The following is a 25,018-nucleotide window of genomic DNA, read 5'->3' as shown; positions in this document are numbered from 1 at the left end:
TCCAAATTATTTTTTTATCTGTTTGATGTGATTGATTCTTTTTTGGATAAGTTCTCTTGTCCCGATATCTCTTCGGTGATATACGTCTCCTTTGACGAATTTTGTGGCGTTTTCACATGTTTGTTCTGCTGTGTAGATGTCTTCTGCTAGTGCAACTAGTGCCACGGCCCTTGATGATGTTGTGTATATTTTACCATCCTTTTCGTTCACTGAAGCATAGTAGATGTCAGCACCTTCACTTTTTATCCTTTTTTCATCTATTTTTAGTGGTTTTCCGGCTTCTCCCTTGTCGGGGTATCCTTTGGGTACTATGTACTTGCAGACTGTTGCCAGTTTTTTGAATTTGGCTGTTTTTAATTGGGTGTTGATTATGTCTTCGCATATGTTGACCATGTTGGTTTCGAGTAATGGTAGGACGTTCATGGCTTCTGGGTCTCCGAAGCGGGCGTTGTATTCTATAATGCGTGGTCCGTCACGGGTTAACATGAACTGTCCATATAGTATCCCCTTATATGGGCCTGTCTCTTTATCTAGTGCGTCTATGGTTTTTTCCATTATTTTAACTGCCTTGTCATATTCTTTCTTTTCTAGGAATGGTAGTAGTCCGTTTTTGTCTGAGTAGGATCCCATTCCCCCTGTTATTGGCCCGTGGTCGCCTTCGAATGCGTGTGGATGGTCTTGGACTGCTGGCATTGGGACTAATTTTTTACCATCAGAGAATGCTTGGAGGGTGAATTCTTCTCCTGTAACTCTCTCTTCGATAACTACCCTCGCCTGACCGCCGATTTTTTCTTCTATCACCTGTTTGGCGTATTTTTTCGCTTCTTCATTGTCTTTTAGGTGTTCTCCTACGATTTTAACCCCTTTCCCCCCTGTGAGTCCTACGGGTTTTACCACTGCTTCGCCTTCAAAATCGTCCAGGAATTGGCTGACTTCTTGGTAATCGTCAAATATTCTATATTGGAGTGAACCCGGGATCTTGTATTTTTCGAAGAGTATTCGCATGAAGGCTTTGTCGGTTTCTATCCTGGCGGCGTCAGCCGTGGGGCCTATTGTTTCAATGCCAGTGGCAAGTAGCTTATCTACTATGCCCTTTTCTAGTGGGGCTTCTGGTCCGATGAATGCTATATCAATATTTTTTTCGATTGCAAAATCTTTAACCTTTTCAGTGTCTGTTTCATCCCCTAATTTGAAATCTTTCACGATACGTGTTATCCCAGGATTCTTGTTACTCATGAAGGAATATATTTCGGCTTCGCCTTCTAGTGATTTGCATATGGCATGTTCTCGGGCTCCTGTACCCACTACCAAGATCTTCATGGCTTGATCCTCCCCTTTAGACAATTAATTTATTTTTTAGTTATTTATATAAAGTTGCAAGATTATAAGCATATATCATTAATAATAATGATAAAAGATGGTGTACGCAAAGGTGTTCCTATGAATGGAGGACAAGCAATAGTCCAGGCACTTCTAGATGAAGGAGTAGAAACAGTATTCGGATACCCGGGCGGGGCAGTGCTCCCATTATATGATGTACTATATGATTCAGAACTCAAACACATCCTGGTAAGACACGAACAATGCGCAGCCCACGCAGCAGATGGATACGCCAGGGCCTCAGGGAAAGTGGGTGTATGCATGGCCACATCAGGCCCCGGGGCAACAAACCTCGTAACAGGGATTGCAACAGCCTACATGGACTCATCACCGATAATAGCAATAGCTGGACAAGTCGCAACACAACTTATCGGTAATGACGCATTCCAAGAAGTAGACATGCTCGGCATAACAATGCCCATCACAAAGCACAGCTTCAGACCAAACAACCCAAATGACATACCACGGATAATAAAATCAAGTTTCAAAATAGCAAAAACGGGAAGACCAGGACCTGTCGTGATAGACCTTCCAAAGGATATACAAGAAGCTGAATTAGACGAATACATAGACAAACCCTTCAAATTACCAGGATATAAACCCACATTAAAAGGCCACCCATTACAGATAAAAAGGGCCGCAGATGCTATCATAAACGCCAAAAAGCCTGTTATATTAGCCGGCGGCGGTGTCATAATATCGGGCGCGTCAAAAGAACTTAAAAGATTAGCAAAGACCATAAAAGCCCCGGTGACAACAACACTTTTAGGGAAAGGCTCATTCCCAGAAGACCACCCATACTCACTTGGAATGCTAGGCATGCACGGCCGAAAAGTCGCAAACTTAACAGTGAACGAATGCGACTGCCTAATAGCGATAGGATGCAGATTCTCAGACCGTACAACAGGAAACATAGCAGAATTCGCACCAAACGCCAAAATAATACACATTGACATAGACCCCGCAGAAATAGGAAAAAACGTAGAAGTGGATATACCAATCGTTGGCGACGCCAAAAAAGTCCTCCAGGACATCCTAAAAATACTAGAAAAAGAGGATATAAACTCGCAGAAGAGAGAATGGATCGAAAAAACCATAAAATTCCGCAACAAATGCATGCCAAGACTATCATTCGACAAAGAAATCCCACTAAAACCTCAACAGGTCATAAAGGAGATAATGGAAACCATAAACGATGATACCATTGTAACAACAGATGTTGGCCAGAACCAGATGTGGATGGCCCACTTCTACACCTCAAAGAAGCCTAGGAGATTCATATCATCAGGCGGCCTTGGGACAATGGGCTTCGGATTCCCAGCTGCAATGGGGGCGAAAATGGCCCTACCAGAAGAAGACGTGGTGGCAGTATGTGGTGACGGCGGCTTCCTCATGGTGTCACAAGACCTCGCAACCCTTAGAGAATATGATATACCCATCACAATTTGTATCATGGACAACCGACACCTAGGGATGGTGGCCCAATGGCAAAGATTATTTTATGATGAGAGAATGTCACACACATACCTTGGTGAAGTACCAGACTTTGTCAAACTAGCAGAAGCATACAAAATAGACGCTGAAAAGGTGGAAAAACCTGGAGAAGTTAAAGAAGCCCTGAAAAGGGCTATAAAGTCTGGGGGTCCCACTATTATTGATATAGTAATAGACCCCATGGAAATACTCCCAATGGTACCCCCTGGATGCGGGCTTACCGAGATAGTGGGTGAATATAAAGTAGAATCAGAACCCATCAAAAAAGGGAAAGTGGAGGGGGAATAATGGAACTTAAAACCCATATAATCAGCACCGTCGTCGAACACAAACCAGGAGTATTACAGCGGGTGTCAGGGTTATTCACAAGGAGAGGTTTCAACATTGAAAGCATAACAGTGGGAGAATCCGAAACTCCAGGGCTCGCCCGCATGACAATCATAGCAAAAGGTGATGATAAGCTCCTAGAACAACTAACAAAACAATTAAATAAACTAATAGATGTCATTAAAGTAAGAGACCTTGAACCCACAAACATAGTCCAAAGAGAACTCTGCCTGATAAAAGTCCACGCCCTCGAAGAAAGAGCAAGATCAGAGATAATACAATATGCAAACATCTTCCGTGGAAGAATAGTTGACGTGAGCACAGAAACTTTAACCGTGGAGATTACAGGGGACACCGACAAAATAGATGCATTCATAGAACTCATGACAGGATTTGGCATAAAAGAATTGGCGAGAACAGGCCCAACAGCAATGTCCCGGGGCTCCAAGACAATATAATAAAATTGGAGGAGGATGTGACATGAAAATCTATTATGAAGATGACATAGAAATGGATGTGATAGCTGATAAAAAAATAGCAGTCATAGGATATGGTAGCCAAGGAAGAGCCCAGGCCAGGAACATGGCCGACAGCGGATTAAACGTGATAGTGGGTGTTAGAAGCGGTGGAAGTTCATGGAACCGGGCTAAAGAGGATGGTATGAATGTCATGACAATAGAGGATGCTTCAAGGGAAGCCGACATCGTACATATCCTCATACCTGACGAAATACAAGCAACAGTCTATGAACAGTCAATAGAACCATACCTGACAGAAGGCAACACCATATCATTTTCACATGGATACAACATCCACTATGGGTACATAAAAGCCCCAGAAGGAGTTAACGTTACAATGATAGCACCAAAGGGTCCTGGGGCCATGGTCAGAAGAACATATTTAGAAGGGTTTGGAATACCAGGACTGGTAGCGGTCGAAGTCGACGCAACAGGAGACGCGCTTGAAATAGCCCTTGCAATGGGTAAAGCATGTGGATTCGCTAGAGCAGGAATATTAGAAACAACATTCAAGGAGGAGACCGAAACAGACCTTTTCGGTGAACAGACAGTCCTCTGTGGTGGTGTCACAGAACTCATAAAAACAGCCTTCGAAACTCTGGTGGAGGCAGGCTACCAACCAGAACTCGCATACTTTGAAACTTGCCATGAACTAAAACTAATAGTAGACCTCATCTACGAAAAAGGATTCACTGGAATGTGGAAAAACGTCAGCAACACCGCAGAATTCGGAGGCCTCACAAGACGTTCAAGGATAATCACCCAAAACACGAAAAAGGAAATGGAAAAAATATTAGAAGAGATCCAAAGAGGCGAATTCGCAAAAGAATGGACACTAGAGAACAAGGCTGGCGGGCCAATGCTAAAAAGAATGCGAGAACTTGAAGCGGAATTAGAAATAGAAAAAGTAGGATCCAAATTGCGAAAACTCTGCGGTCTACAAAGGTAAGGTGGAAAAACATTGGCATTCGTTGGAATGGACCACGGAACCACAGGCATATCCTTCACTATTTTATCAAAGGAAATTGAACACTTCAAATTAGGACGCGAAGAACTCTCAAAGGGTAAAGTCTCTGCAATAGAAGAGCTATCAAAAAGAATAGACCTCGCAGAAATCGAACTGATGGCAATAACCTATGCCATGGGAGACGCTATAACAACTATCAAACCCTTAGAAAAAGTTGAGAATAGGGGTATAATTTCCATTGGAGGTGCTGGTAAGGTCACTGGGGGTGGAACGGCAGTATATTCAGAGATAGAAAGATCAGGAATCCCAACAGTATTGATCCCCGGCCTGCACCGGAACCTTCCTTGTCTAGATGAACGTTTCAAAGCAGCATATTCTCATCATGGAAGCGCAGAAAAGGTCAGCATATCCTATAATGCCCACCTTGAGACTGGCTGGGAGAACATGATAGTCTCTGATATAAGCTCCAACACAGTAACTATCCTAATCCAAGACAGTATTATAAAGGGTGCTATGGACGCGTGTATAGGTGCTATGGGGGTCATACATGGACCCTTAGACCTTGAAATGATCAGGGCAATCGATGACGGTTACAAAACCGCCAACGAATGCTTCTCACATGCAGGGGCTGTGAAGATAGCGGGTATAGATACGAAGGTCTCAAGGGCGAAGGATGAACTCCTAAAAAGATATCTTGAAGGCGACCATAAAGCAAGACTAGCCCTTGATACAATGGCGATGACCATAACAATGGAGATCTGGGGACTTATAGGCATAGCCGACAAGGTAGATGGTATAGTCCTCACGGGATCAGTCGGGGCCATGGAAGAGCCCATAAACTTTTATGATATCCTCAAAAGGCAATTAGATTGTCCAGTGGAAGTTCGTCGATTACCAGCGATTTCAGGATCATTAGGCAGCGCCCAGATAGCCAGGGACATCTACAATGGAAAAAAAGAAATCCTTGGAATTGAAGTGGAAAGCCTACCCTAACAGTGAGATGAAGGCTATCTTAGTACCCCTTATAAACTGAATCCCATTCTCTGTTTCAAGTACTGTGTTAAGATAATTGTCAATGGATATAAGCCTACCTTCATGTTCATTATTATTTTTTAGGGTGACAAGCACCCTCCTGTCCTTGAATTTCAAAAATTGTCTGTTAATCTTATCAGCCATATAATACCCCTCATGTATGTTATCTGGGTAAATTTTTATAAATGATTCGGGAAACGCTAAACTTTTAAGGTTGAAGCCATCCTTTCATCGATTTAAGGTTAGATGTGCAGTCAAGGGATAACGGTGTGAGGGTCGCTACATTCTCCTTTTTAAGCGTATAAACATCCGTCCCGGGAAGGTCATGGCCTGCTGGTTCTCCATCAATCCAATAATATGGTCTGCCACGGGGGTCGAGCCTCTTTTGCACATGTACATTATACATTCTGTCACCTAATCTTGTGAGCTTGATTTCTTCTTTTTTCATATGCAGGGGTATGTTGAGGTTTAGGAAGTCAACACCTTCAGGCAATCCCTTCGCGAGGATGTTTTTAGCTATTTTATATGTTATTTTCTTTGCAGTGGAAAAATCAATGTCAACATGTCCATCATGGAATTTGATATCACCCCTTTTCACTTGCAACGAAACCGCAAGAGCCGGCACTCCATGTACAGCAGCTTCCATGGCAGCTCCAATAGTCCCAGATGTTGTCAACTCTGATTTTCCAAGGTTTTCACCCATATTTATCCCGGAAATCACGAGGTCAGGCTTCTCCTCCGCCAATTCAAAGATGCCAAGGATAACGGCGTCAGTTGGCGTCCCGGAAACAGAATAAGCCATGGTACCATCCCTTAATGTGACATCATTAACTCTAATAGGCTCAAATAATGTTAAAGCGTGTCCTATCCCACTCTGCTGAGTGGCAGGGGCCACTATTATACATTCTCCAAGGCTCTCCACAGCATCCTTTGCAGCTATTATACCCGAGGAATTCACTCCGTCATCATTTGTTATCAAGATTTTCATTTCAAATCCTCAAACCACAATCTTTTATCCAATGAATCTGTCAACCCCCATGGCAACATTTTAACTTTATCGGCGGGGAAATCCCCATTCCTTTGGGAGTGGGGATAGCCGAAAACTATACATAGTTGTATAAAAATAGATGTACTTATAAAATATAAACTTAATAGAGGAGCTCATTCGGGGTTTATGCTCTTCCATACTGGTCAAGTGACCCTCAATGTATTAATATGTTGAGGAGCAAGGACATGCTCGGCTATACTACAAGAGAATCTTTCAAGGAAAGGTTCAAAGAATTGTGAAAAAAACAAAGAATAAGATTACTCAACACGGGACTGGGAACGGTCCCCCTGAGCCCGCGAAGATGAAAACGCCTACATGGTATACCAGCAAGTTCTCATCATTAAGCAGGAAACCCCCGGTAAGGGGTAGTTCACTTATTATGATGATTATAAGATAATGGGATCAATTCAGGTGGGAGATTTGAAGAGGGAGAAGCTAGTAAATTTCATGGCTAAAATCATGGAGGAGTCTGGTTTCAAGGTTTATAAGAATTTCAAAACCTCAAAATATGTTGTGGACATTTATGGTATCATCCCCACCGCTATCGGAGATATGAGCGTGGTTGTGGCTTGCAAAAATTATGATAAAAAATGGAAAGTGGGATTAGATGTTCTAAAAGAAATGGAGATGGTTGCAAAGAATCTTAAAGCTTCTAAAATAGTTATTGTAACCACATCAGATTATACGAAACAGGCCCTAAATTATGCTGCCAAGAAAAATATTAAACTTATAGACAGGGCCGGGATAATATCATTAGCAGAAAAGTTTTCAAAGAGGTTGCAAGCACCAGAAGAGGAATTTCATGATGAAATAGAATCCTACACGCCTAAAGAATCCGCTTTTAACAATGCAAAGAGGAGTTTATTATCCAGGAAAGAACCTAAAACCAGCATATTCAAGCAATCTAGGATATTATTTCAAAACCTATTCTTCCTCGTTTTATTAGTAGTTGGAATCTCGATTGGACTCACACACCTTATAGAAACCTTTATTAGGTTAGATGAGAGGATCCTCGGGATACTGAAAATATTCTTCTCATTCATCCTCTCATATGGTATAACACCCATCGGAGAAAAAGAGAAAATGTTCATATTACTCAGGGGTACTGTAGTCTTCTTCATATCCCTCCTAATACTCATAATCATAATACTCATCTAAAAAAAAAAAATAATGGAATTTTATTTTATTTTGGGTAGTGTTAGGCCGGCTATTGTCATGAGAACTGAGAGTATTGCAAGTGCTAATGGAGCGCCTGTAGGTTGCATAGGAACCTTACCAGCAGAAACTGGAATAACAGGTTCCAGGATATCGATGACATATTCGTCTTCATTGTTTGAATAATCTGGGTCGTATTGGTCGCCTTCTATCCCTGCTCCAAGGATGCCCGGTCCAGCTTCCTTTGCCGTGAATCCTATCAAGAGCGTGTAAACATCCCCAGCTGGCATGTCACCTATATCCCATATGCCATCTTCTGGGTCGAATGAAGGGTCAAAGTCCACCCAATTGACACCATCCCATGAAACAGACCACCAGTTGACAATATTCTCCACATCAGGGTTTCCGAAACCCTGCTGCCATAAATAGACAACAACACCAGTCGCATCATCCGGTCCATTGTTCGCCGCTTCAACAACACCTACAACCTCATCACCAACAGTAGCCTCATCCAAAGGATTACCCTCAGAATCAGTCAGCGTAACATCAACCGCCAAATCCGCTTCTCCGTCCGGTAGATCATCTTCCTGTGCCGCGACTGCTCCAGCGCCGATTATAGAAACTAGCATCACCAATGCAAGTATCAGTGCAAATCTTCTCATCATTCACCCCCCCACAAGTTAGTGCACAGAAAAAAAACTAGAAGTTTTTTAACCATGCCTAGTATCATTTTTGCGCGAATATACTATATTAATCTTTCTATCTTCAAAAATTGGCTAAAAAGTGGGCCGGGCGAGATTCGAACTCGCGACCACCTCGTTGTAAGCGAGGTATCCTAACCCCTAGACCACCGGCCCTCCATTAGAAAAATACTATATCTAAGCTATATAAACTTTCCCCCCACAATATACCATTGATATAATGCACCTGATTTATATATACGGTAGCAAAAAATAAGTCGAGGTTATCCTCATGTTATCCGATAAAGGTAAGATATGGTTCAACAATCGATTTGTAGAATGGGACGACGCAAAAATACATGTACTTTCACACGTAGTACATTATGGATCCAGCGTATTTGAAGGGATTAGATGCTATAAGAACAGGGAAGGATCCGCCATTTTCCGCTTGGAAGACCATGTTAGGAGATTATTTGATTCGGCGAAAATATATATGATGGACATCCCCTACACCGAAGAGGAAATATGTGAAGCCGTGATCGAAACGGTCAAAATTAACAACCTCAAGGAATGTTATATACGGCCTGTTGTCTTCCGAGGTTATAAAGAGCTTGGTGTAAACCCCCTTAATTGTCCAGTGGAGGTTGTGATCGCAGCATGGGAATGGGGAAGCTATCTTGGACAGGAAGCATTAGAAGAGGGTGTTGACGTTGGAATCTCAACCTGGAGGCGGATGGCGCCAAACACCCTCCCCAACATGGCTAAAGCCGGTGGAAATTACCTTAACTCCCAGCTAGTGAAGATGGAAGCTATAAAGCACGGCTATGATGAGGGTATAATCCTCGACTACAATGGGATGGTAAGTGAAGGTAGTGGGGAAAACATTTTCATAGTAAAGGATGGTGAACTCTACACGCCACCGGTATCCTCTTCACTACTACCTGGGATAACAAGAGATTCTGTTATAAGATTAGCCAATGAAATGGGCATCAATGTGAGAGAAGAGCGCATACCACGTGAAATGTTATATTTAGCGGATGAATTGTTCTTCACAGGAACGGCAGCTGAGATAACCCCTATAAGATCAGTTGATGGTATAAAGGTTGGAGATGGGAGAAGAGGCCCCATAACAGAAAAACTCCAGGAGAGTTTCTTTAAAATTTTAAGAGCAGAAGTCGCCGACAGGTTTGAATGGCTAAGGTACATCGAATAAAGTTGTACTAACATGATTATGGAAGGTGGATTCCTTTGGATGTTATACAGGCAATAATATTAGGGATAGTCCAGGGTGCTACAGAGTTTCTGCCCATAAGTAGTTCTGCCCATCTTGTAATAGTACCTCATCTTATTGGCGTGAATTATTCAGATCTTGCATTTGATACTCTCCTTCATATAGCCACTCTTGTTGCTGTTATCGGATATTTCCGAGGTGAAGTGGTGGATATTCTTAAAGGCTTTTTTTCGAGCCTATTAGATATCCCACAGGGGACTTTTAGTGAAGAGATTGAAAATGATCCTATTAAAAGATTGTCATGGTTTATAATAATTGGGAGCATCCCCGCGGGTTTTATGGGTGTTTTTTTCAAAGACTTTTTTGAGGGACTTTTCAATAATCTGCCTGCAGTTGGATCCTTACTCATCGTCACAGGTTTCATATTATGGGCTTCTGAGATACTATATAGAAGGTTTTCGAGGAAAAGAGTTTTTAATAACATGAACCTGGTTGATGTCCTTTTGATCGGTTTTGCCCAAGGATGCGCTATAATGCCTGGTATATCCCGTTCAGGGGCGACTGTAGCAACCGGATTATCAGTTGGACTTGAACGGGAATTCGTGGCAAGATACAGTTTCTTATTGTCTATACCCGCGATATTGGGGGCTTCACTAGTCCAATTAAAGGATATAATGGGCGGATTCCATTTTGAAACAGAGAGTTTTACATTAGGATTTATTACGGCCACAGTTTCCGGTTATTTGGCCATTAAATATTTCTTGAAGTTTATAAAAACTAAAAATTTGGTTTTATTCTCCTGTTACTGTTGGATAATAGGAGGGTTAACACTCCTTATAAGCCTCTTATAAGAATTTTACATTGTAAACTTCGAAATAAAACTGTTGCCATGGAATATATTTATGGGTCCAAACGTAAACCCACCAGGTGCTCCAGAACACTTCCATGAATGCTGCGAATAAAAATATGATAAGTATCTTCAACAATAATGGCAAAAATCCACTCTTAACTTCCCTGGTGAAAATCCTAGCTGAGCCGGCTTTCAATGAATGGTAAATGGAAGCATAAAAGGCTAAGAAGGCGTCTATTGAAAGTAGAGCCCCTAATATTTCAAAGTGCAAATGGAATAATCCAAGGTATATTATCAAACCCTTAAGTCCAAAACGTGAAATCAAAGCATTCAACAAAGCACCGGAAAATCCTATAAGATTTACAAGGACAGTATTAACGATGGGAAACCCCAAGAATATACAAGAAAATACTACCATAACATTTGAAATAAATATATTAAAGGCCGCGCCCCCGAGTTGATCTATAAATTGTACCCTAAGATAATCCCATGTCATAGGATGTGGTTTGAAATATACGATAAAATCCCCTGTCAGAAAGCCGAAATTAAAAGCCTTCATGAAAAAAGAGGAAATGAAGCCTCCTATATAAAATAACAAGGCAACTAATATAAGTGGATTTGATGGCTTGAAACTCTTAAGAAATCTTAGAATAACCTGTGGCATAACTCATCAATTCTGTCCCTTATAGTGTCCATGCCCACACCCCTCAAAAGGGCTGCGAGGAGCATGCCACCCGCACCAACACCCTCCTTAACAGATCCAGTAAGATAACCATGCAAACCTTCATGGGTGGTCTTTTCAAAACCAGGATCCACAGCATAGATGGTTATATCACCTATCTGTTTCGCTATCTGATTAATATCCGAAGTTTCGTCCTCTGCCACGAAAATCGTTGTTGCAATGGGCGTCCTTGAAAAATCAAAGCTCTTATCAATGGCTTTGATGAGGGCGCATATGGCTGTCATCTGGGTTCCACCAGCTAATGTAATAGGTATATCGGTTCCCATGCATATGCCCGCTATAGCAGGTATCATGGGGTCCCCAACAGCCTCAACAGCCTTAAATGGGTCTTTGACTTTCTCACCCCAACCTATACCAGCGTTTTCTAATCCTTCCTTGACCACATCCCTTTTAAGGTTATGTGGGTTTTCAGGGAGGCTTGCGCTCACTTTAAAACTTGCATCATATCCTAGGGCTGTTAAAACCCCCAGTGCTGTGGTGGTGCCCGCGGGTGTGCTTTCACCTATTATAAGATGCTCCGCTAGATTAGATAGCATCTCTCCAAGTAGCTTACCGTTTTCAAATATTTTCCTCGGATTATCCACAGCCTTGCCAGTGCGTATGTCCTCTCCTGGTTTTTCATTAATAAGAATATATGGTAGATTAGGTTTTATCCGAGCACCTGCATCGGCTACAAGGAATGGTATATCAGCCAATTCTATACATGCCTTTGTTATCACTGCAGGAGTGGGTGTTGACCCTCCCTCCACCACAGTCTTGGGTATTTCAGGAAGACACAAGGGGGCTTCATGGACTATCAGCTCAACATCAGCTGCTGGGGTATATTCTGTAAGATCCGGACTGGCACCAGCCCCTGTTATACCAGGTATATGGGAAGTGGCCGTGGTTGCAAGTACGCATAGAAATAATGGTTTCTTATCCTCTACTCTATGGAGGAAATCTTCAGACCCATAAACCTTCAATTCTTTGAACATTAATCTCACCCCATTTTGTGAAAACTTATTTTAACTTTCTCGGCGGGAACTCCCCGGTATGGGGGGTGAAAGCCGAAAAACATTTTATAGTTATGAGATACATAAGTTAATAGATATGCGATTTATGCTTTCTGGTATCATTTTGGCCACCCTTTGATATATTTATATGTGGAGGGGAGCGAGGAAGTGCTCGGCTGCAAATTTCGTCTTTACCCGTCTAAAACAGTTGAAGCTAAACTACTCCAGGATCTTGACCTTTGCAGGTGGCTCTACAACCGCCTACCCGAAGAAAAAGGCTAAAACAGAAGGGCGGAAACCAACCCCCTATGATACGCAAAAACTTGGTAGTCAGAGTAAAGAATGGGGGAGAACCTTGAACTTAAGAAAGTTTACAGTAAAGTCTTGTAAATGGTAAACCAGTAGCTCTGGGGCAACATCAGAGTCCTTTCAAGTTGAAGAAAAATGGGAGAAAAGTGGGGAGACTACGCTATAAGGGAAAATAGTACCCATAAATTATAATCAATCAGGATCCGCGCTTGAAGGAAACAGGCTAATCCTTTCTAAAATTGGAGCTAATAAGAATTAAAGTCCATAGGATAATAAAGTGAGAGAGCTCTGGAAAGTGGTTCGATATCCTCAACACGGGGCTGGGACAACCTTCAGAGCCTGTTGAGACAAGAACTCTACTCAGCATCCCCGCCTCAGCTGGGGTAGTTGGGCAAGTCTCATCATTGAAACAGGAAGCCCCTCCCATCAAGGAGGGGTAGTTCACACGAAGCATATAACCACACTAGGATAATGGGGTCAAAAATGTTATGTCTAGGCATAGAAGGAACAGCAGAAAAAACAGGTGTCGGCATAGTGGATGATGAAGGCAATATTTTATCATCAGTTGTAAAATCATTAATTCCTGACACGGGTGGAATACATCCAAGGGAAGCGGCTGAACACCATTCCAAATATTTACCAGAACTTTTCACAGAAGCCCTTGAAGAGGCCGGAGTCGAAGCCAGAGACATTGACTTGGTGGCTTTTTCACGGGGTCCTGGACTTGGACCGGCCCTTCGAACCGTTGCAACAGCGGCAAGGACCATAGCATTAACATTGGATATACCTATAGTAGGGGTTAATCATTGTATTGGACACATAGAAATTGGAAGGCTTACAACCGGCGCCGAAGACCCGGTTTCGCTTTATGTAAGTGGTGGGAACACCCAGGTTATAGCATTCGAAGAAAACCGTTACCGGGTTTTCGGCGAAACCCTTGATATAGCTGTTGGGAACATGTTAGACCAGTTCAGTCGTGAAGTGGGAATGGGGCATCCCGGCGGTCCCAAGATAGAAGAATTGGCTGGAAAGTCTTCGAATTATATCAGATTACCATATACTGTTAAGGGTATGGACTTGGCATTTTCAGGTTTGCTCACAGCAGCCCTTAGAAAATACGATGCCGGCGCAGAACTTGAAGATCTTTGTTACAGTCTCCAAGAGACGGCATTTTCAATGCTCGTAGAGGTTACAGAAAGGGCCCTTGCACATACAAGGAAAAGAGAAGTTCTACTTTGTGGTGGGGTGGCTGTGAACAGGAGATTAAGGATGATGTTAGAAAAGATGTGCAAAGGACATTATGCCAGGTTTTTCATGCCACCAGCAGAATATTGTGGAGACAATGGTGCTATGATAGCATGGCTGGGCCAGCTCACATACAAGTATAAAGGGGCGGATCGTATAGAGGATACGACTATCATTCAACGTTATAGGACAGACCAGGTTGACATACCTTGGATGGAAGAGTCAAAGGAAAAATTGGAATTGCCCAGTCACCTTAGGGCAAAGGGTGCTGAGGCAAACATTTACAATGGAAATTGGCTCCACTACGATGTAATAGTAAAGGAGAGAATAAAAAAGGATTATCGGATAAAAGAAATTGATGAGGACCTTAGAAGATCCCGTACAAGAAATGAGGCTAAATTATTTAATGAAGCGAAAAAGTGTGGCGTCCTAACACCCCTTTTATTTGATATAAACCTTAAGAAGGCTTCCATTAAAATGGAGAATATCATAGGGAAGCCATTAAATGATATCATAGAAGATTTAGACCCGGACGAGAGGAGGAAAGTCTGTAAGATTATTGGGGAGGATATTGCTAAACTCCATGAGCATGGTATCATCCATGGGGATCTTACAACCTCTAATATTATCATGAAAGATAAAAGTCTAGTTTTCATCGACTTCGGCCTTGGAAGATTTTCACAAGAAACAGAAGATAGGGGAGTTGACCTTCTAGTCTTAAAAAAGGCCCTCCAGAGCACCCATTATAATATATGGAGGGAATGCTTCAAAGAGGTTCTCAAGGGCTATGAAAGGAAATCATCCATTGAAATAGGATCAAAGATTAAGGAGATAGAAGATAGGGGACGCTACACTTAACTGGTTAGAGGGTATGGTGTAGATGAAGATAACATTTATAACAGGTAACAAACATAAGGTATTGGAAGCAAAGGGGATATTCAAGGAGTTTAGCATACAAGTGGAACAAGCAGACATCAGATACCCCGAACTCCAAGGCACGCTCGAAGAAGTGGCAGAATATGGTGCGAAGTATGCTGCGAAACTCCTCAAAGAACCCGTTATCGTAGAGGATGCAGGATTATTCATAAGGAGTCTAAAATGGTTCCCAGGACCATACTCAGCATATGTACAGGAGACCATAGGCAACAAGGGCATCCTCAAATTAATGGAGAACATAGATGATCGCTACGCCGAGTTCAGGTCGGTTGTAGGGTACTGCGCACCCGACACCGAACCCGAGACTTTTCTAGGCGTGGTGAAAGGTAAAATAGGATTTAAAGAAAAGGGAGATAAAGGCTTCGCATTTGACCCCATATTCTACCCAGAGGGTGAAAATAAAACCTTCGGGGAATTAACCAGAGAAGAGAAGAATAGAATATCCCACAGAAGCAAATCCTTCAGAAAATTCGCAAAATGGTACAAAAGAGAGGTGATCCTATGAAGATAAAACCAGACTGGGTTGAATATTCTAATGAGGAGATAGAAGAACTGATAATAAAATTGTACAAGGAAGGAAACCCCCCTAGTAAGATAGGTATAATCCTAAGGGATCAATACGGGATCCCAAGCGTCAAATCAATAACAGGAATGAAGATAACAGAGATCCTAGAAAAGCATGATATAAAATTAGAGTACCCTGAGGATCTAATAAACCTCATGAAAAAAGCCGTTAACATCAGAGAACACTTAAAAGAACACCCAAAGGATCTTCACACCCGAAGAGGACTGCAACTTGTCGAATCCAAAATCAGGCGGCTAGTAAAATATTACGTGAGAACGGGTGTACTACCAGAAGGATGGAAATATGACCCAGAAAAAGCAGCGCTCATTGTTAAATAGAGGCGATGAAGCTTGCAAAATACTTAAAGAACACATAGATGAAGGGGATGTCATACGCATCATATCACATAATGATGCGGATGGCCTCTCAGCAGCTGGCATGATAGCCAAGGCCATTTCTACCAGAAATGGCCAATTCCATATTTCCATAATTTCCAGACTAACTGATAATTTCATAAAAAAACTAGCAAATGAAAAATATCAGGTTTTCTTTTTTTGTGACATGGGCAGCGCCAACCTACCTGACCTCTCACACCTCCATGGAAATGTTATAATAGCAGACCACCACCAACCCATAGATTCTGAGACAAACTCTAATATAATCCATGTCAACCCCCACCTATTCGGATTTGATGGAAGTCAAGAACTCAGCGCCTCAGGGGCCGCCTATCTAATAATTAGAGGATTAGAGGAGTCACTCGCATCATTCGCCCTTGTAGGCGCCTTCGGCGACATGCAATATTATAATGGGTTTAGAGGCATGAACCGTTTCATAGTGGAAGAAGGGATTAAAAATGGTTCGGTACAAGCGCATGAAGATCTTAGGATAGCATCAAGATACGACGAACCACTATATAAAGCCCTCGCATATACATTCAATCCCACACTCCCAGGGATAACCGCCAACATAGAAGGTTCTAGGGAATTTCTCGAAAGAATAGGAGTATCATATGCCATAAAATTCCAGGACCTCGCAGCCGAAGAAAAAGACATCCTAAAAAGTGAATTAATTAAAATAAACCCGGAAATATTTGGAGAAGTCTTCACAGACAAAAGACTCCCACCAACTATAAGATATCTTTCAGATTTCGCGAAAATCCTAGATGCTTGTGGCAAAAATAAAGAATATGGTCTGGCTATAGGAATATGCCTCGGTGAAGAAGAAAAATCCCTAGAAAAGGCTTTAAACCTTCAAAGAAGGTATCGTGAAGATATCATGAAAGGTCTTGAATGGATCAAAAGGGAAAGGCCAAAGAAAATGGAACACATACAATACATTTACACGAAGGAAAAGACCCTTAAAGGCGTGATGGGGACCATAGCCAGCATATCATTCTCATTAGGACTATCAGATCCTAACTTGCCCATACTCGCCCTTTCAAGGATGGACAACCAGGTAAAAGTCTCTGCGCGGGCCACTCCCAAGATCATTAAAATGGGCGTCGACCTTGGAAGGGCCCTCAGGGATGCTTCTTCAAACTTTGGGGGTGCTGGTGGGGGTCATGACATAGCGGCGGGGGCTATGATCCCCTATAAGGAACTTGAAAATTTCCTGCGCCTTGTAGATAACATAATTGGAAGCCAGATAGGGGAGAGTTAAGATGTATCTCACAGCCTATGAAGAGGAGATGTATGATGGAGAATATGGTGAGGCTGTTGAAAAGAGTATGAAAATTTTAGTAGCACTTGGTGACATTTACGGGGCTGAGAGGATGGTGGAGATATCCTCAGCCCAGATATCGGGTGTCTCTTATAAGACTATTGGGGATGCTGGGTTAGAATATTTGGAAGAGCTTTCAAAGGATCCTTCTGCTAGGGTGAAGGTTCAAAGTAGTTTGAACCCTGCGGGTATGGACTTGGATAATTGGCGTGAGTTAGGATTTTCAAGGGAATTTGCAGATAGGCAATCCAGGATTATAGATGCTTATATGAGGATGGATGTGATGAACACTTGCACTTGCACTCCATACCTTATTGGGAATATTCCGACGAGGGGGTCCCATGTTGCCTGGTCAGAATCTTCAGCTGTTATATATGCGAATTCTATTCTAGGGGCGAGGACTAATAGGGAGGGTGGTCCTAGCGCCCTTGCAGCTGCTATTTGTGGAAGGACTCCTGCTTATGGTTATCACTTGGATGAAAATAGGATTGCTAATATCCTTGTGAAGGTGGAGGACTCTCTAGAGGGTTATGAGTATGGTGTTCTTGGATATTATGTTGGGAAGATTGTAGGGGATGGTGTCCCTAGTTTTCGGTTTCGTGGTCAGCCTTCAGGTGATGAATTTAAATCATTGGGTGCTGCGCTCGCATCTTCGGGTGCTGTTGCATTATATTATGTGGAGGGTTTGAACCCGGCGGTTGAGTGTGAATTTGAGGATAGAATATCTGTTGATAGCGCGTCCCTTGAGGATTCTATGGATGAGCTTTCCACCACTAATGATAAACCTGATCTAATATGTGTTGGTTGCCCGCATTGTTCGTTGGGGGAAATTAGGCTGTTGGCTCGTTATTTGCGTCATCGGAGGCTCTCATGTGATTTTTGGGTTTGTACCTCTCATGCTCTTAAGGTTGCTGCGGATCGGATGGGGTATAGTGATCTTATAGTGGGGTCTGGTGGGGTTATGGTTTCTGATACTTGTATGGTTGTGTCTCCTATAGAGGATCTTGGTTTTGATGTGGTTGGTGTTGATTCTGCTAAGGCGGCTAATTATATTCCTAGTATGTGTGGATTGGATGTTGTTTTTGATGATTGGAAAAATCTAGTCAGATTATAACTTATAAGCTTATAACTTATAATTTATAAGTTATAGGTGTGTTTTGAAACTATTATATAAACGGATACGTCATAGAAAAATCCATGGTAAAATATATCAAACATCCCCTCATAAAACCAGAGAAAATCGAAGCCAGACTATACCAACAAAAAATCGCAGCAAACGTCCTCAAAAAAGGCAATTCCATGATAGTAGCCCCAACAGCCCTGGGCAAAACCGTTATCGCCGTACTAATAGCCGCTGAAAGACTGCAAGAATATAAAAAATCAAAAATCCTAATTCTCGCACCAAGCAAACCACTCACAATACAACACGAAGACAGCTTCCGAGAATTCCTAACAGTACCATGCACATCCATCACAGGCGCCGTCAACCCCACAGAACGCGTTAAACGCTGGAAAGAATCCCAGATAATATGTGCAACACCCCAAACAGTCGAATCCGACATAATAAATGGAAGATACGACCTCAAGGACGTTTCACTCATAGTCTTTGACGAATGCCACCATGCAATAGGCTCATACTCATACGTCTACCTGGCATCACGCTACCAAAAAGAAGCCCAAAACCCTCTCATCCTAGGACTGACAGCATCCCCCGGCTTTGAAAAAGAAAAAATAGAAAAAGTATGCGAAAACCTATTCATAAAAGAAATAATCATAAAAACAGAAGACGACCCAGACGTATCACCATATTTCAACCCCATAGAAATAGAATGGATAAAAGTCAAAATGGGAAGCACCCTAAAAAATATAAAAAAGCACCTGGAAAAAGCCCGCAAACACCGACTAAAAATGCTAAAACACCTCCACATCATACCCACAGTAACAGTAACCAAGAAAGACCTCCTCAAGGCCAGGGGAAAAGTCCAAAACATCATCGCGAGGACAACAAACCCGCCCAAAAAATACTACATGGGAATATCACTACTAGCCGCGGCCATCAACATAGAACACGCCATCGAACTCCTAGAAACACAGGGCATAAGCACACTACACCAATACTTCCTAAGATTACAAAAGAAGAGTACAAGAGCAGCTAAAAGCCTCATAGCAGATTCAAATTTTTCACGTGCAATGATAGAGACAAGAAGAGCATACAAGAGGGGAATAGAACACCCAAAACTTGACAAGCTAATGAAAATACTTAAAAAGGAACTTAAAAAAGAAGACATAAAAAGGATCATCGTATTCACACAATTCAGGGACACAGTAGAACAAATATACAAAAAATGCAAAGAAGAAAACATAAAAGCAGCTAAATTCTACGGCCAGGGCACCAGAACAGGGACCAAAGGCCTAACACAAAAAGAACAAAAAGAGATCATAAAAGCATTCCGCATAGGAAAATATGACATCCTCATCTCAACTAGCGTCGCGGAAGAAGGGATGGACATACCAGCCGTCGACCTTGTAATCCTATACGAACCAGTACCATCAGAGATAAGAATGATACAAAGACGCGGCCGTACCGGGAGGAAAAAAATGGGCCGCATGATGGTGATGATAACCGAAAAAACCCGAGACGAAGCATACTACTGGTCGAGCATACACAAAGAAAATAAAATGAAAAAACACCTCCAAAAGGCTAAAAACATGAAAATAGAGATAAAATCAGGAGCCGCAGAACACCAAAAGACCATGCAGGGCGAATATGTTGTCTATGCCGATTCGAGAGAGGTTAATTCACGAGTTTTAAGGGAATTAACTAGAATGGACGTTAAAGTAATCATAAAACCGATGGCGGTTGCAGACTACCAGGTCAGCGACGAAGTTGCCATAGAAAGAAAAACAACACAGGATTTCATAAATTCACTCATCGACAAAAGACTCTACAAACAAGCAAGAGAACTTGTAAAAGAATTTAAAAAACCAATCATGATACTGGAGGGGGAGGATCTCTACTCAGCATTCATCAACCCAAATGCCATAAGAGGGGCCATAGCATCCATCGCAGTAGACTTCGGGATACCAATAATCCCAACAAGATCGCCAGAGGATACCGCTGCCATGATAAAAAGGATAGCAGTCCGTGAACAATCAGAAGAAAAGGTGGAGATACAAATAAGAACCGAGAAAAAGCCATTAACCTTAAAAGAAAGGCAACTATTCGTTGTAGAATCACTACCACATATAGGTTCTGTGAACGCGAGAAAACTCCTCAAACACTTCAAAACAATAAAAGACCTGGTAAACGCTTCTGAAAAAGAATTGAAAAAGGTAGAGGGTATAGGTGAAAAAATAGCACGGGAAATTCGCAAAGTCCTAGACTCCGAATTCGAAGGGTGATGAGTTGAAAATTCTAATAGATGAAAGGGGCAAAAAATACATGCCCCCAAAAGATGAAGACTTCCAAACAGACCTGGGGATAATAAAAAGAGAAAAGATAGAGGAAAGCAGCCCAGGGGATGAACTGAAAACGCACCTTGGGAGAAAATTCAAGGTAATAGAAGCCAATATCAACGATTTCATAGAATTAATGGAAAGAAAATCATCAATTATCCTCCCCAAGGACATCGGAACAGTCATCTCATACACAGGCCTTGGGAGCGGTCAAAGAGTATTAGATGCAGGTACAGGTTCAGGGAGTGTTGCACTAACCCTCGCAAATATAGTAGGGGGTACAGGCAAAGTCTATACTTATGAGATAAGAGAAGACTTCGCAACATTAGCCAGAAAGAATATCAAAAATTCTGGGATGAAAAATATAATCCTTAAAAATAAAGATATAAAAGAGGGTATAGAAGAGAAAAACTTAGATCTCATATTCCTGGACCTCCCCAGATCCTGGGAGATCATAGAAGACGCCAAGAACGCCCTAAAGGATGGAGGATGGCTTGTATTCTACAATCCATACATAGAACCTGTTAAAATCATCCATGAAAAGGCTAAAAAGTGCGGATTTAAAGAGGTAAAAACTGTTGAAGTTATTACAAGAGAAATTGAAATAAAAAAGAAGGGTACACGGCCCCGCACACGGATGATCGGACACACAGGTTATCTTACATTCACCCGAAAAATATAGGTGATCAGATTGGGCTTCCAGTTAGAAAATGTCATATCAATAAAAGATTTCACAAAAAAGGACATCGAATTCATATTAAAAGAAGCGGAAAAAATGGAGCCCATTGCCCGCTCCCAAAAAACCTCAAAGATACTCTCAGGTAAAATATTGGGCATGATGTTCTATGAGCCTTCAACCAGGACAAGACTGTCATTCGAAGCATCCATGAAAAGACTGGGAGGAAGCGTAATAGGATTCTCAGAAGCCGCTGAAAGTGCAGCCACTAAAGGAGAAACACTAGCAGACGCTGCGAGAGTTGTAGCATGTTACGCCGATGCAATCGTAATAAGACATAATGCAGAAGGAGCAGCCCGTTACATTTCAGACATCATAGATATACCGGTCATAAATGCTGGTGATGGTGCAGGCCAGCACCCCACACAGACACTCCTCGACCTTTACACCATGAAAAGGATATTCGATAATATAGAGGGTCTAAAGGTAGCCCTAATCGGCGACCTTAAATATGGTAGGACGGTCCACTCCCTCGCATATGCACTTGCCATGTTCAACGTGGACATGATATTTGTATCCCCAAAAGAACTTAAAATGCCACGTGACATCATCCATGATCTCAAAGAACAAAGGATATCTGTCCATGAAACCACTAGGATTACGGAAGTTATAGATGATGTTGATGTACTTTATGTGACAAGGATACAAAAGGAAAGATTCCCAGATCCAGAGGAATATTCCAAGATTAAAGGTGCATATCGAATAGATGCTAAAATGTTAAATGGTAAGGATGTTATAGTAATGCATCCACTCCCCCGGGTAGATGAAATATCAGTGGATGTGGATGCCCTGCCACAGTGTAAGTATTTCCAACAAGCATTCTATGGCGTGCCAGTGAGAATGGCCCTCCTAAAAGCGCTTATAAAATAGATTACATCCAAAGGGCGTTCTCAAGGACTGACGTGTCACATTGCAATCTTATAATATTGGTTCTGCCCTTTCCCCTACCCCTTGAAACAGTATTAGTAGATATGAGTCCTAACAATTCTAATTCGTTAACGAAATCAAATATTCGCCTATAGGAGACAGAATCCCCCTGTGATATTTTCTTGTAAACCTCATAAAGCCTGCCTGATGTTATCTCTTCATCCCGTTTAGTGAGATAAAGTATGGCTTCTAATACCCTTTGTTGTTGACTTGGAAGTGTCATGATAATATCAGTGACCTTGTTATGTTCGATATAATCCTTTGCTTCCCTTACAAACTCTCCCTTAACAACATCAGAACCTTGTTCATCTGCTATTTCCCCCGCGGTTCTTAAAAGATCCAGGGCATAGCGAGCATCACCCTCTTCTTTAGCGGCTAAAGCAGCGCATAAGGGTATAACATCGTCTTCGAGCGCCCCATCATTGAATGATAACTTTGAACGTTCCTTGAGTATGTCAACTAACTGTGGCGCGGCATATGGTGGGAAAACAATCTCACGATCCCTTAAACTGCTCCTTACCCTGGGTTTTATGAATTTCTTAAAATCTACATAATTGCTAATTGAAAGTATCGAAACATTATCGGTGCGTGTCAGAGTATATAATAGGCCATCTCCATCATTTTTAAGTAGAATATCTATTTCATCGAGCACTACAATGAGTATGAGATCCTGTCCAAAAACATTTTTTTTAAAGAGGCTCCTAAATGTGTTTATAACTTCTGCCTTTGTCCATCCACGATAGGGAACGTCCTTTCCAAACTGTTGACACAATCTTGCCAGGACTTGATACTCTGTAGTGTAGTCTGTACAACGTATATATTCGGTTCTCACATTAACATTAGAATTCCTAGAGGCTTCATTAAGCTGTTTCATGGCAAATTTAGCCACAGCAGTTTTACCAGTTCCTGTCTTCCCATAGATTGTAATATCTGGTGGTGTAACACCCTTAAGCGCCTCCACCCAATACTTAGCTATGGCCTTTATCTGTTCTTCACGGTGAGGTAACCTGTCCGGTAAAAACCTATGATCCAAAAACCTCCGATCCTTAAAAACTGACTTCCTACCTTCTAATTCATCAAATACATTCATGATACCACTTCTAATTGGATTTTAGAGCCTCTTAGGTTCTACTTATAAAAATCAAATGATGTAGTACCGCACCCCCACCCGAATCTAGAACACATGATATAGTTATGTTGCAAGTGTAACTTTTCATCAACCATATTACATAAAACTTTTTATTAAAAATATACCATGAGAATATTACGAAAGAGAGGGGGGTGCATTTCAAGTGTAACACCACCAGACCACCCTCCCAGAAGACAGAGAGATCAATTTCAAGTGTAACACCACCAGAAAAATCACAGAAAAGAAAGATCCTACACACCTAAAAAATTGAAAGTCCCCCAACAATCCCAAAATAAAAAATGTTGTAATGTTCCAGCAGACTAACCCCCTCCTAGAAATCTAAATTATTCATGAGTGCAGATACGCATTGAAAATCAACAAAGAAATTACGTAAGTAGAGGAACGCTAAAGGAAGGCATTGAAAAAAATGAATGGACTAATATTTCATTAACTTTATCAGCGGAAAAGCCCCTATACGAAGACAATATTTAGTAAGGCAATATACTGAGGGAATATGTAAAGAGAAGCAAGGGAAATGTTCACCGATAAGTTCCGCATTTATCCGTCCAACACTACTGAAAATAGTTATAATATCTTGACCTTTGCACGTGGCTCAACCGCCCACCCCAAGAACAAGACAAAAACAGAAAGCCGGAAACTACCCCTAATGACACACAAGCCCTAATAGTCAAACTAAAGAATGAAAAGAGCCCTGAGCTCAAAAAAGTCCACTCAAAAGGTTCTGCAGATGGTAAACTACCACCTCAGAACAACATGACCTGAGAAAGCTAAAAAGGAACGGCAAAAGAGCGAGCAAGTTAAACTTCAAAGGATAAACCTTTAAGACCATGAACTACAAGTGGTCAGGTTTCAAAATTCGGAGGAACTGATCCTATCAAAGATTGGAATAATAAACCAGGCTACACAGACCAATACAAGGAAAAAAATGAAAGGCGTGATAATAAAACGTGAAAGTTCAAGGAAATGGGTTCGCAATCTTTCAAGTTGAAGACGAGCCCGAGCCTCCGCCAAAAAAATAACTGGAAAAGCCATAGTATTGGAATAAAACACTTCTTGACTGATAGCGAAGGAAGACAAATAGAAAACCCGAGATATGAGAACACACTCAAGAAATAACTGCATAAAAGTCTCAAAAAAAAAAAGGAAAGATTCAAAGAACCAAGAAAAAACAAGAATAAAACTATCAAAGTCCATAAAAAACCCAAAAGAGACGACTTCCTCCACAAAGACATTACGTGAAATGATATTATCTGCGTTGAAGACCTACATGGTCGGAGATCATCATCTCACCAGAATCTATAACACCTCCCGGGTCCGGTTCTTTCACATACTATCCTACAAAAGCTGAAAGGAGCTGGTAAGATAGTAAACTCAAGAGGTAGAAGCCAAAGGATAATCCTTTGATAATCGAGTACTCAACACGGGGCTGGGGACAGTCCTTTGAGCTCATGGAGATGAAGGCTCTACGGGAACTAATCCACGTTCCCGCAAGTTCCATCATTTAAACAGAAAAACCCCAACAAGGGGATAGTTCACAACAGGAGAATATGAAAAATTCC

At 41.8% G+C, this 25,018-nt stretch carries 23 protein-coding genes and 1 tRNA gene; 16 read left to right on the top strand and 8 right to left on the bottom strand.

Annotated features, from left to right (window positions below; all coding sequences use genetic code 11):
- Positions 1-6: 6 nt before the first annotated feature.
- Complete coding sequence (gene purD / locus MTTB_RS00120; RefSeq protein WP_248564527.1) at positions 7-1,320, bottom strand: phosphoribosylamine--glycine ligase; 1,314 nt, start codon at positions 1,318-1,320, stop codon at positions 7-9.
- A gap of 120 nt (positions 1,321-1,440) precedes the next feature.
- On the opposite strand from purD, the gene MTTB_RS00115 reads away from it, so the two are divergent.
- The 4 genes from MTTB_RS00115 to MTTB_RS00100 are packed head-to-tail and all read left to right on the top strand — an operon-like array spanning position 1,441 to position 5,679.
- Positions 1,441-3,162, top strand: coding sequence for an acetolactate synthase large subunit (locus tag MTTB_RS00115; RefSeq protein ID WP_248564526.1), 1,722 nt, complete (start codon positions 1,441-1,443; stop codon positions 3,160-3,162).
- Positions 3,162-3,659: an acetolactate synthase small subunit gene (gene ilvN, locus MTTB_RS00110; protein ID WP_248564525.1), complete on the top strand. Its 498-nt coding sequence runs from the start codon at positions 3,162-3,164 to the stop codon at positions 3,657-3,659. Before MTTB_RS00115 ends, ilvN begins: the two co-directional genes overlap by 1 nt.
- Positions 3,660-3,681: 22 nt before the next feature.
- A complete protein-coding gene (ilvC, locus tag MTTB_RS00105; RefSeq protein WP_248564524.1) occupies positions 3,682-4,668 on the top strand; it encodes a ketol-acid reductoisomerase in 987 nt (328 codons plus the stop codon).
- A gap of 12 nt (positions 4,669-4,680) precedes the next feature.
- Complete coding sequence (locus tag MTTB_RS00100) at positions 4,681-5,679, top strand: methanogenesis marker 12 protein (protein WP_248564523.1); 999 nt, start codon at positions 4,681-4,683, stop codon at positions 5,677-5,679.
- Here MTTB_RS00100 and MTTB_RS00095 read toward each other — a convergent pair.
- Positions 5,671-5,862 (bottom strand): LSM domain-containing protein, encoded by a 192-nt coding sequence (locus MTTB_RS00095; RefSeq protein ID WP_248564522.1) that lies wholly within the window; start codon positions 5,860-5,862, stop codon positions 5,671-5,673. The genes MTTB_RS00100 and MTTB_RS00095 overlap by 9 nt on opposite strands.
- 64 nt (positions 5,863-5,926) lie before the next feature.
- Positions 5,927-6,706 (bottom strand): 5'/3'-nucleotidase SurE, encoded by a 780-nt coding sequence (gene surE, locus MTTB_RS00090; protein WP_248564521.1) that lies wholly within the window; start codon positions 6,704-6,706, stop codon positions 5,927-5,929.
- A gap of 456 nt (positions 6,707-7,162) precedes the next feature.
- Here surE and MTTB_RS00085 point away from each other — a divergent pair, with 456 nt between their 5' ends.
- On the top strand, positions 7,163-7,924 hold the full coding sequence (locus MTTB_RS00085; protein WP_428343367.1) for a restriction endonuclease: 762 nt from the start codon (positions 7,163-7,165) through the stop codon (positions 7,922-7,924).
- Positions 7,925-7,944: 20 nt separating this feature from the next.
- On the opposite strand, the gene MTTB_RS00080 is transcribed toward MTTB_RS00085, so the two are convergent.
- Positions 7,945-8,586 (bottom strand): DUF11 domain-containing protein, encoded by a 642-nt coding sequence (locus MTTB_RS00080; protein WP_248564519.1) that lies wholly within the window; start codon positions 8,584-8,586, stop codon positions 7,945-7,947.
- A 119-nt stretch (positions 8,587-8,705) separates the two neighbouring features.
- Positions 8,706-8,778, bottom strand: a tRNA-Val gene (locus MTTB_RS00075).
- 115 nt (positions 8,779-8,893) lie between these two features.
- On the opposite strand from MTTB_RS00075, the gene ilvE reads away from it, so the two are divergent.
- Both ilvE and MTTB_RS00065 read left to right on the top strand, forming a co-directional pair.
- Positions 8,894-9,814, top strand: coding sequence for a branched-chain-amino-acid transaminase (gene ilvE, locus MTTB_RS00070; RefSeq protein WP_248564518.1), 921 nt, complete (start codon positions 8,894-8,896; stop codon positions 9,812-9,814).
- A gap of 35 nt (positions 9,815-9,849) precedes the next feature.
- Positions 9,850-10,683: an undecaprenyl-diphosphate phosphatase gene (locus MTTB_RS00065; RefSeq protein WP_248564517.1), complete on the top strand. Its 834-nt coding sequence runs from the start codon at positions 9,850-9,852 to the stop codon at positions 10,681-10,683.
- Here MTTB_RS00065 and MTTB_RS00060 read toward each other — a convergent pair.
- On the bottom strand, positions 10,678-11,346 hold the full coding sequence (locus MTTB_RS00060; RefSeq protein ID WP_248564516.1) for a hypothetical protein: 669 nt from the start codon (positions 11,344-11,346) through the stop codon (positions 10,678-10,680). The genes MTTB_RS00065 and MTTB_RS00060 overlap by 6 nt on opposite strands.
- Positions 11,328-12,398 carry a nicotinate mononucleotide-dependent phosphoribosyltransferase CobT gene (cobT, locus tag MTTB_RS00055; RefSeq protein ID WP_248564515.1) on the bottom strand — a complete coding sequence of 357 codons (1,071 nt, stop codon included), beginning with the start codon at positions 12,396-12,398 and terminating at the stop codon, positions 11,328-11,330. The genes MTTB_RS00060 and cobT overlap by 19 nt, the downstream gene beginning before the upstream one ends.
- 186 nt (positions 12,399-12,584) lie before the next feature.
- On the opposite strand from cobT, the gene MTTB_RS00050 reads away from it, so the two are divergent.
- From MTTB_RS00050 to pyrB, 9 genes are all read left to right on the top strand, one after another.
- Entirely contained in the window at positions 12,585-12,698 is a 114-nt protein-coding gene (locus MTTB_RS00050) for a helix-turn-helix domain-containing protein (RefSeq protein WP_248564514.1), read from the top strand.
- Between the two features lie 510 nt (positions 12,699-13,208).
- A complete protein-coding gene (locus tag MTTB_RS00045; protein WP_248564513.1) occupies positions 13,209-14,828 on the top strand; it encodes a bifunctional N(6)-L-threonylcarbamoyladenine synthase/serine/threonine protein kinase in 1,620 nt (539 codons plus the stop codon).
- Positions 14,829-14,850: 22 nt separating this feature from the next.
- Complete coding sequence (locus MTTB_RS00040; RefSeq protein WP_248564512.1) at positions 14,851-15,411, top strand: XTP/dITP diphosphatase; 561 nt, start codon at positions 14,851-14,853, stop codon at positions 15,409-15,411.
- Complete coding sequence (locus MTTB_RS00035; RefSeq protein WP_248564511.1) at positions 15,408-15,809, top strand: 30S ribosomal protein S15; 402 nt, start codon at positions 15,408-15,410, stop codon at positions 15,807-15,809. Before MTTB_RS00040 ends, MTTB_RS00035 begins: the two co-directional genes overlap by 4 nt.
- On the top strand, positions 15,799-17,130 hold the full coding sequence (gene recJ, locus MTTB_RS00030) for a RecJ family nuclease (protein WP_428343381.1): 1,332 nt from the start codon (positions 15,799-15,801) through the stop codon (positions 17,128-17,130). Before MTTB_RS00035 ends, recJ begins: the two co-directional genes overlap by 11 nt.
- 1 nt (position 17,131) lies before the next feature.
- A complete protein-coding gene (locus MTTB_RS00025; protein ID WP_248564509.1) occupies positions 17,132-18,304 on the top strand; it encodes an aconitase X catalytic domain-containing protein in 1,173 nt (390 codons plus the stop codon).
- 83 nt (positions 18,305-18,387) lie between these two features.
- Entirely contained in the window at positions 18,388-20,592 is a 2,205-nt protein-coding gene (locus MTTB_RS00020) for a DEAD/DEAH box helicase (protein ID WP_248564508.1), read from the top strand.
- A 4-nt stretch (positions 20,593-20,596) separates the two neighbouring features.
- Entirely contained in the window at positions 20,597-21,328 is a 732-nt protein-coding gene (locus tag MTTB_RS00015) for a tRNA (adenine-N1)-methyltransferase (protein ID WP_248564507.1), read from the top strand.
- 9 nt (positions 21,329-21,337) lie between these two features.
- The gene (pyrB, locus tag MTTB_RS00010; protein WP_248564506.1) at positions 21,338-22,252 is read left to right on the top strand and encodes an aspartate carbamoyltransferase; all 915 of its coding nucleotides are present in this window, start codon (positions 21,338-21,340) and stop codon (positions 22,250-22,252) included.
- A 1-nt stretch (position 22,253) separates the two neighbouring features.
- Here the strand turns inward: pyrB and MTTB_RS00005 are convergent, their stop codons facing one another.
- Complete coding sequence (locus MTTB_RS00005; protein WP_248564505.1) at positions 22,254-23,399, bottom strand: orc1/cdc6 family replication initiation protein; 1,146 nt, start codon at positions 23,397-23,399, stop codon at positions 22,254-22,256.
- Between the last annotated feature and the right edge of the window lie 1,619 nt (positions 23,400-25,018).

Origin of the sequence: Methanothermobacter tenebrarum (assembly GCF_023167465.1) — an archaeon.
Classification (GTDB): Archaea; Methanobacteriota; Methanobacteria; order Methanobacteriales; family DSM-23052; genus Methanothermobacter_A; species Methanothermobacter_A tenebrarum.
This window is presented reverse-complemented; position numbering and strand designations above follow the sequence as displayed.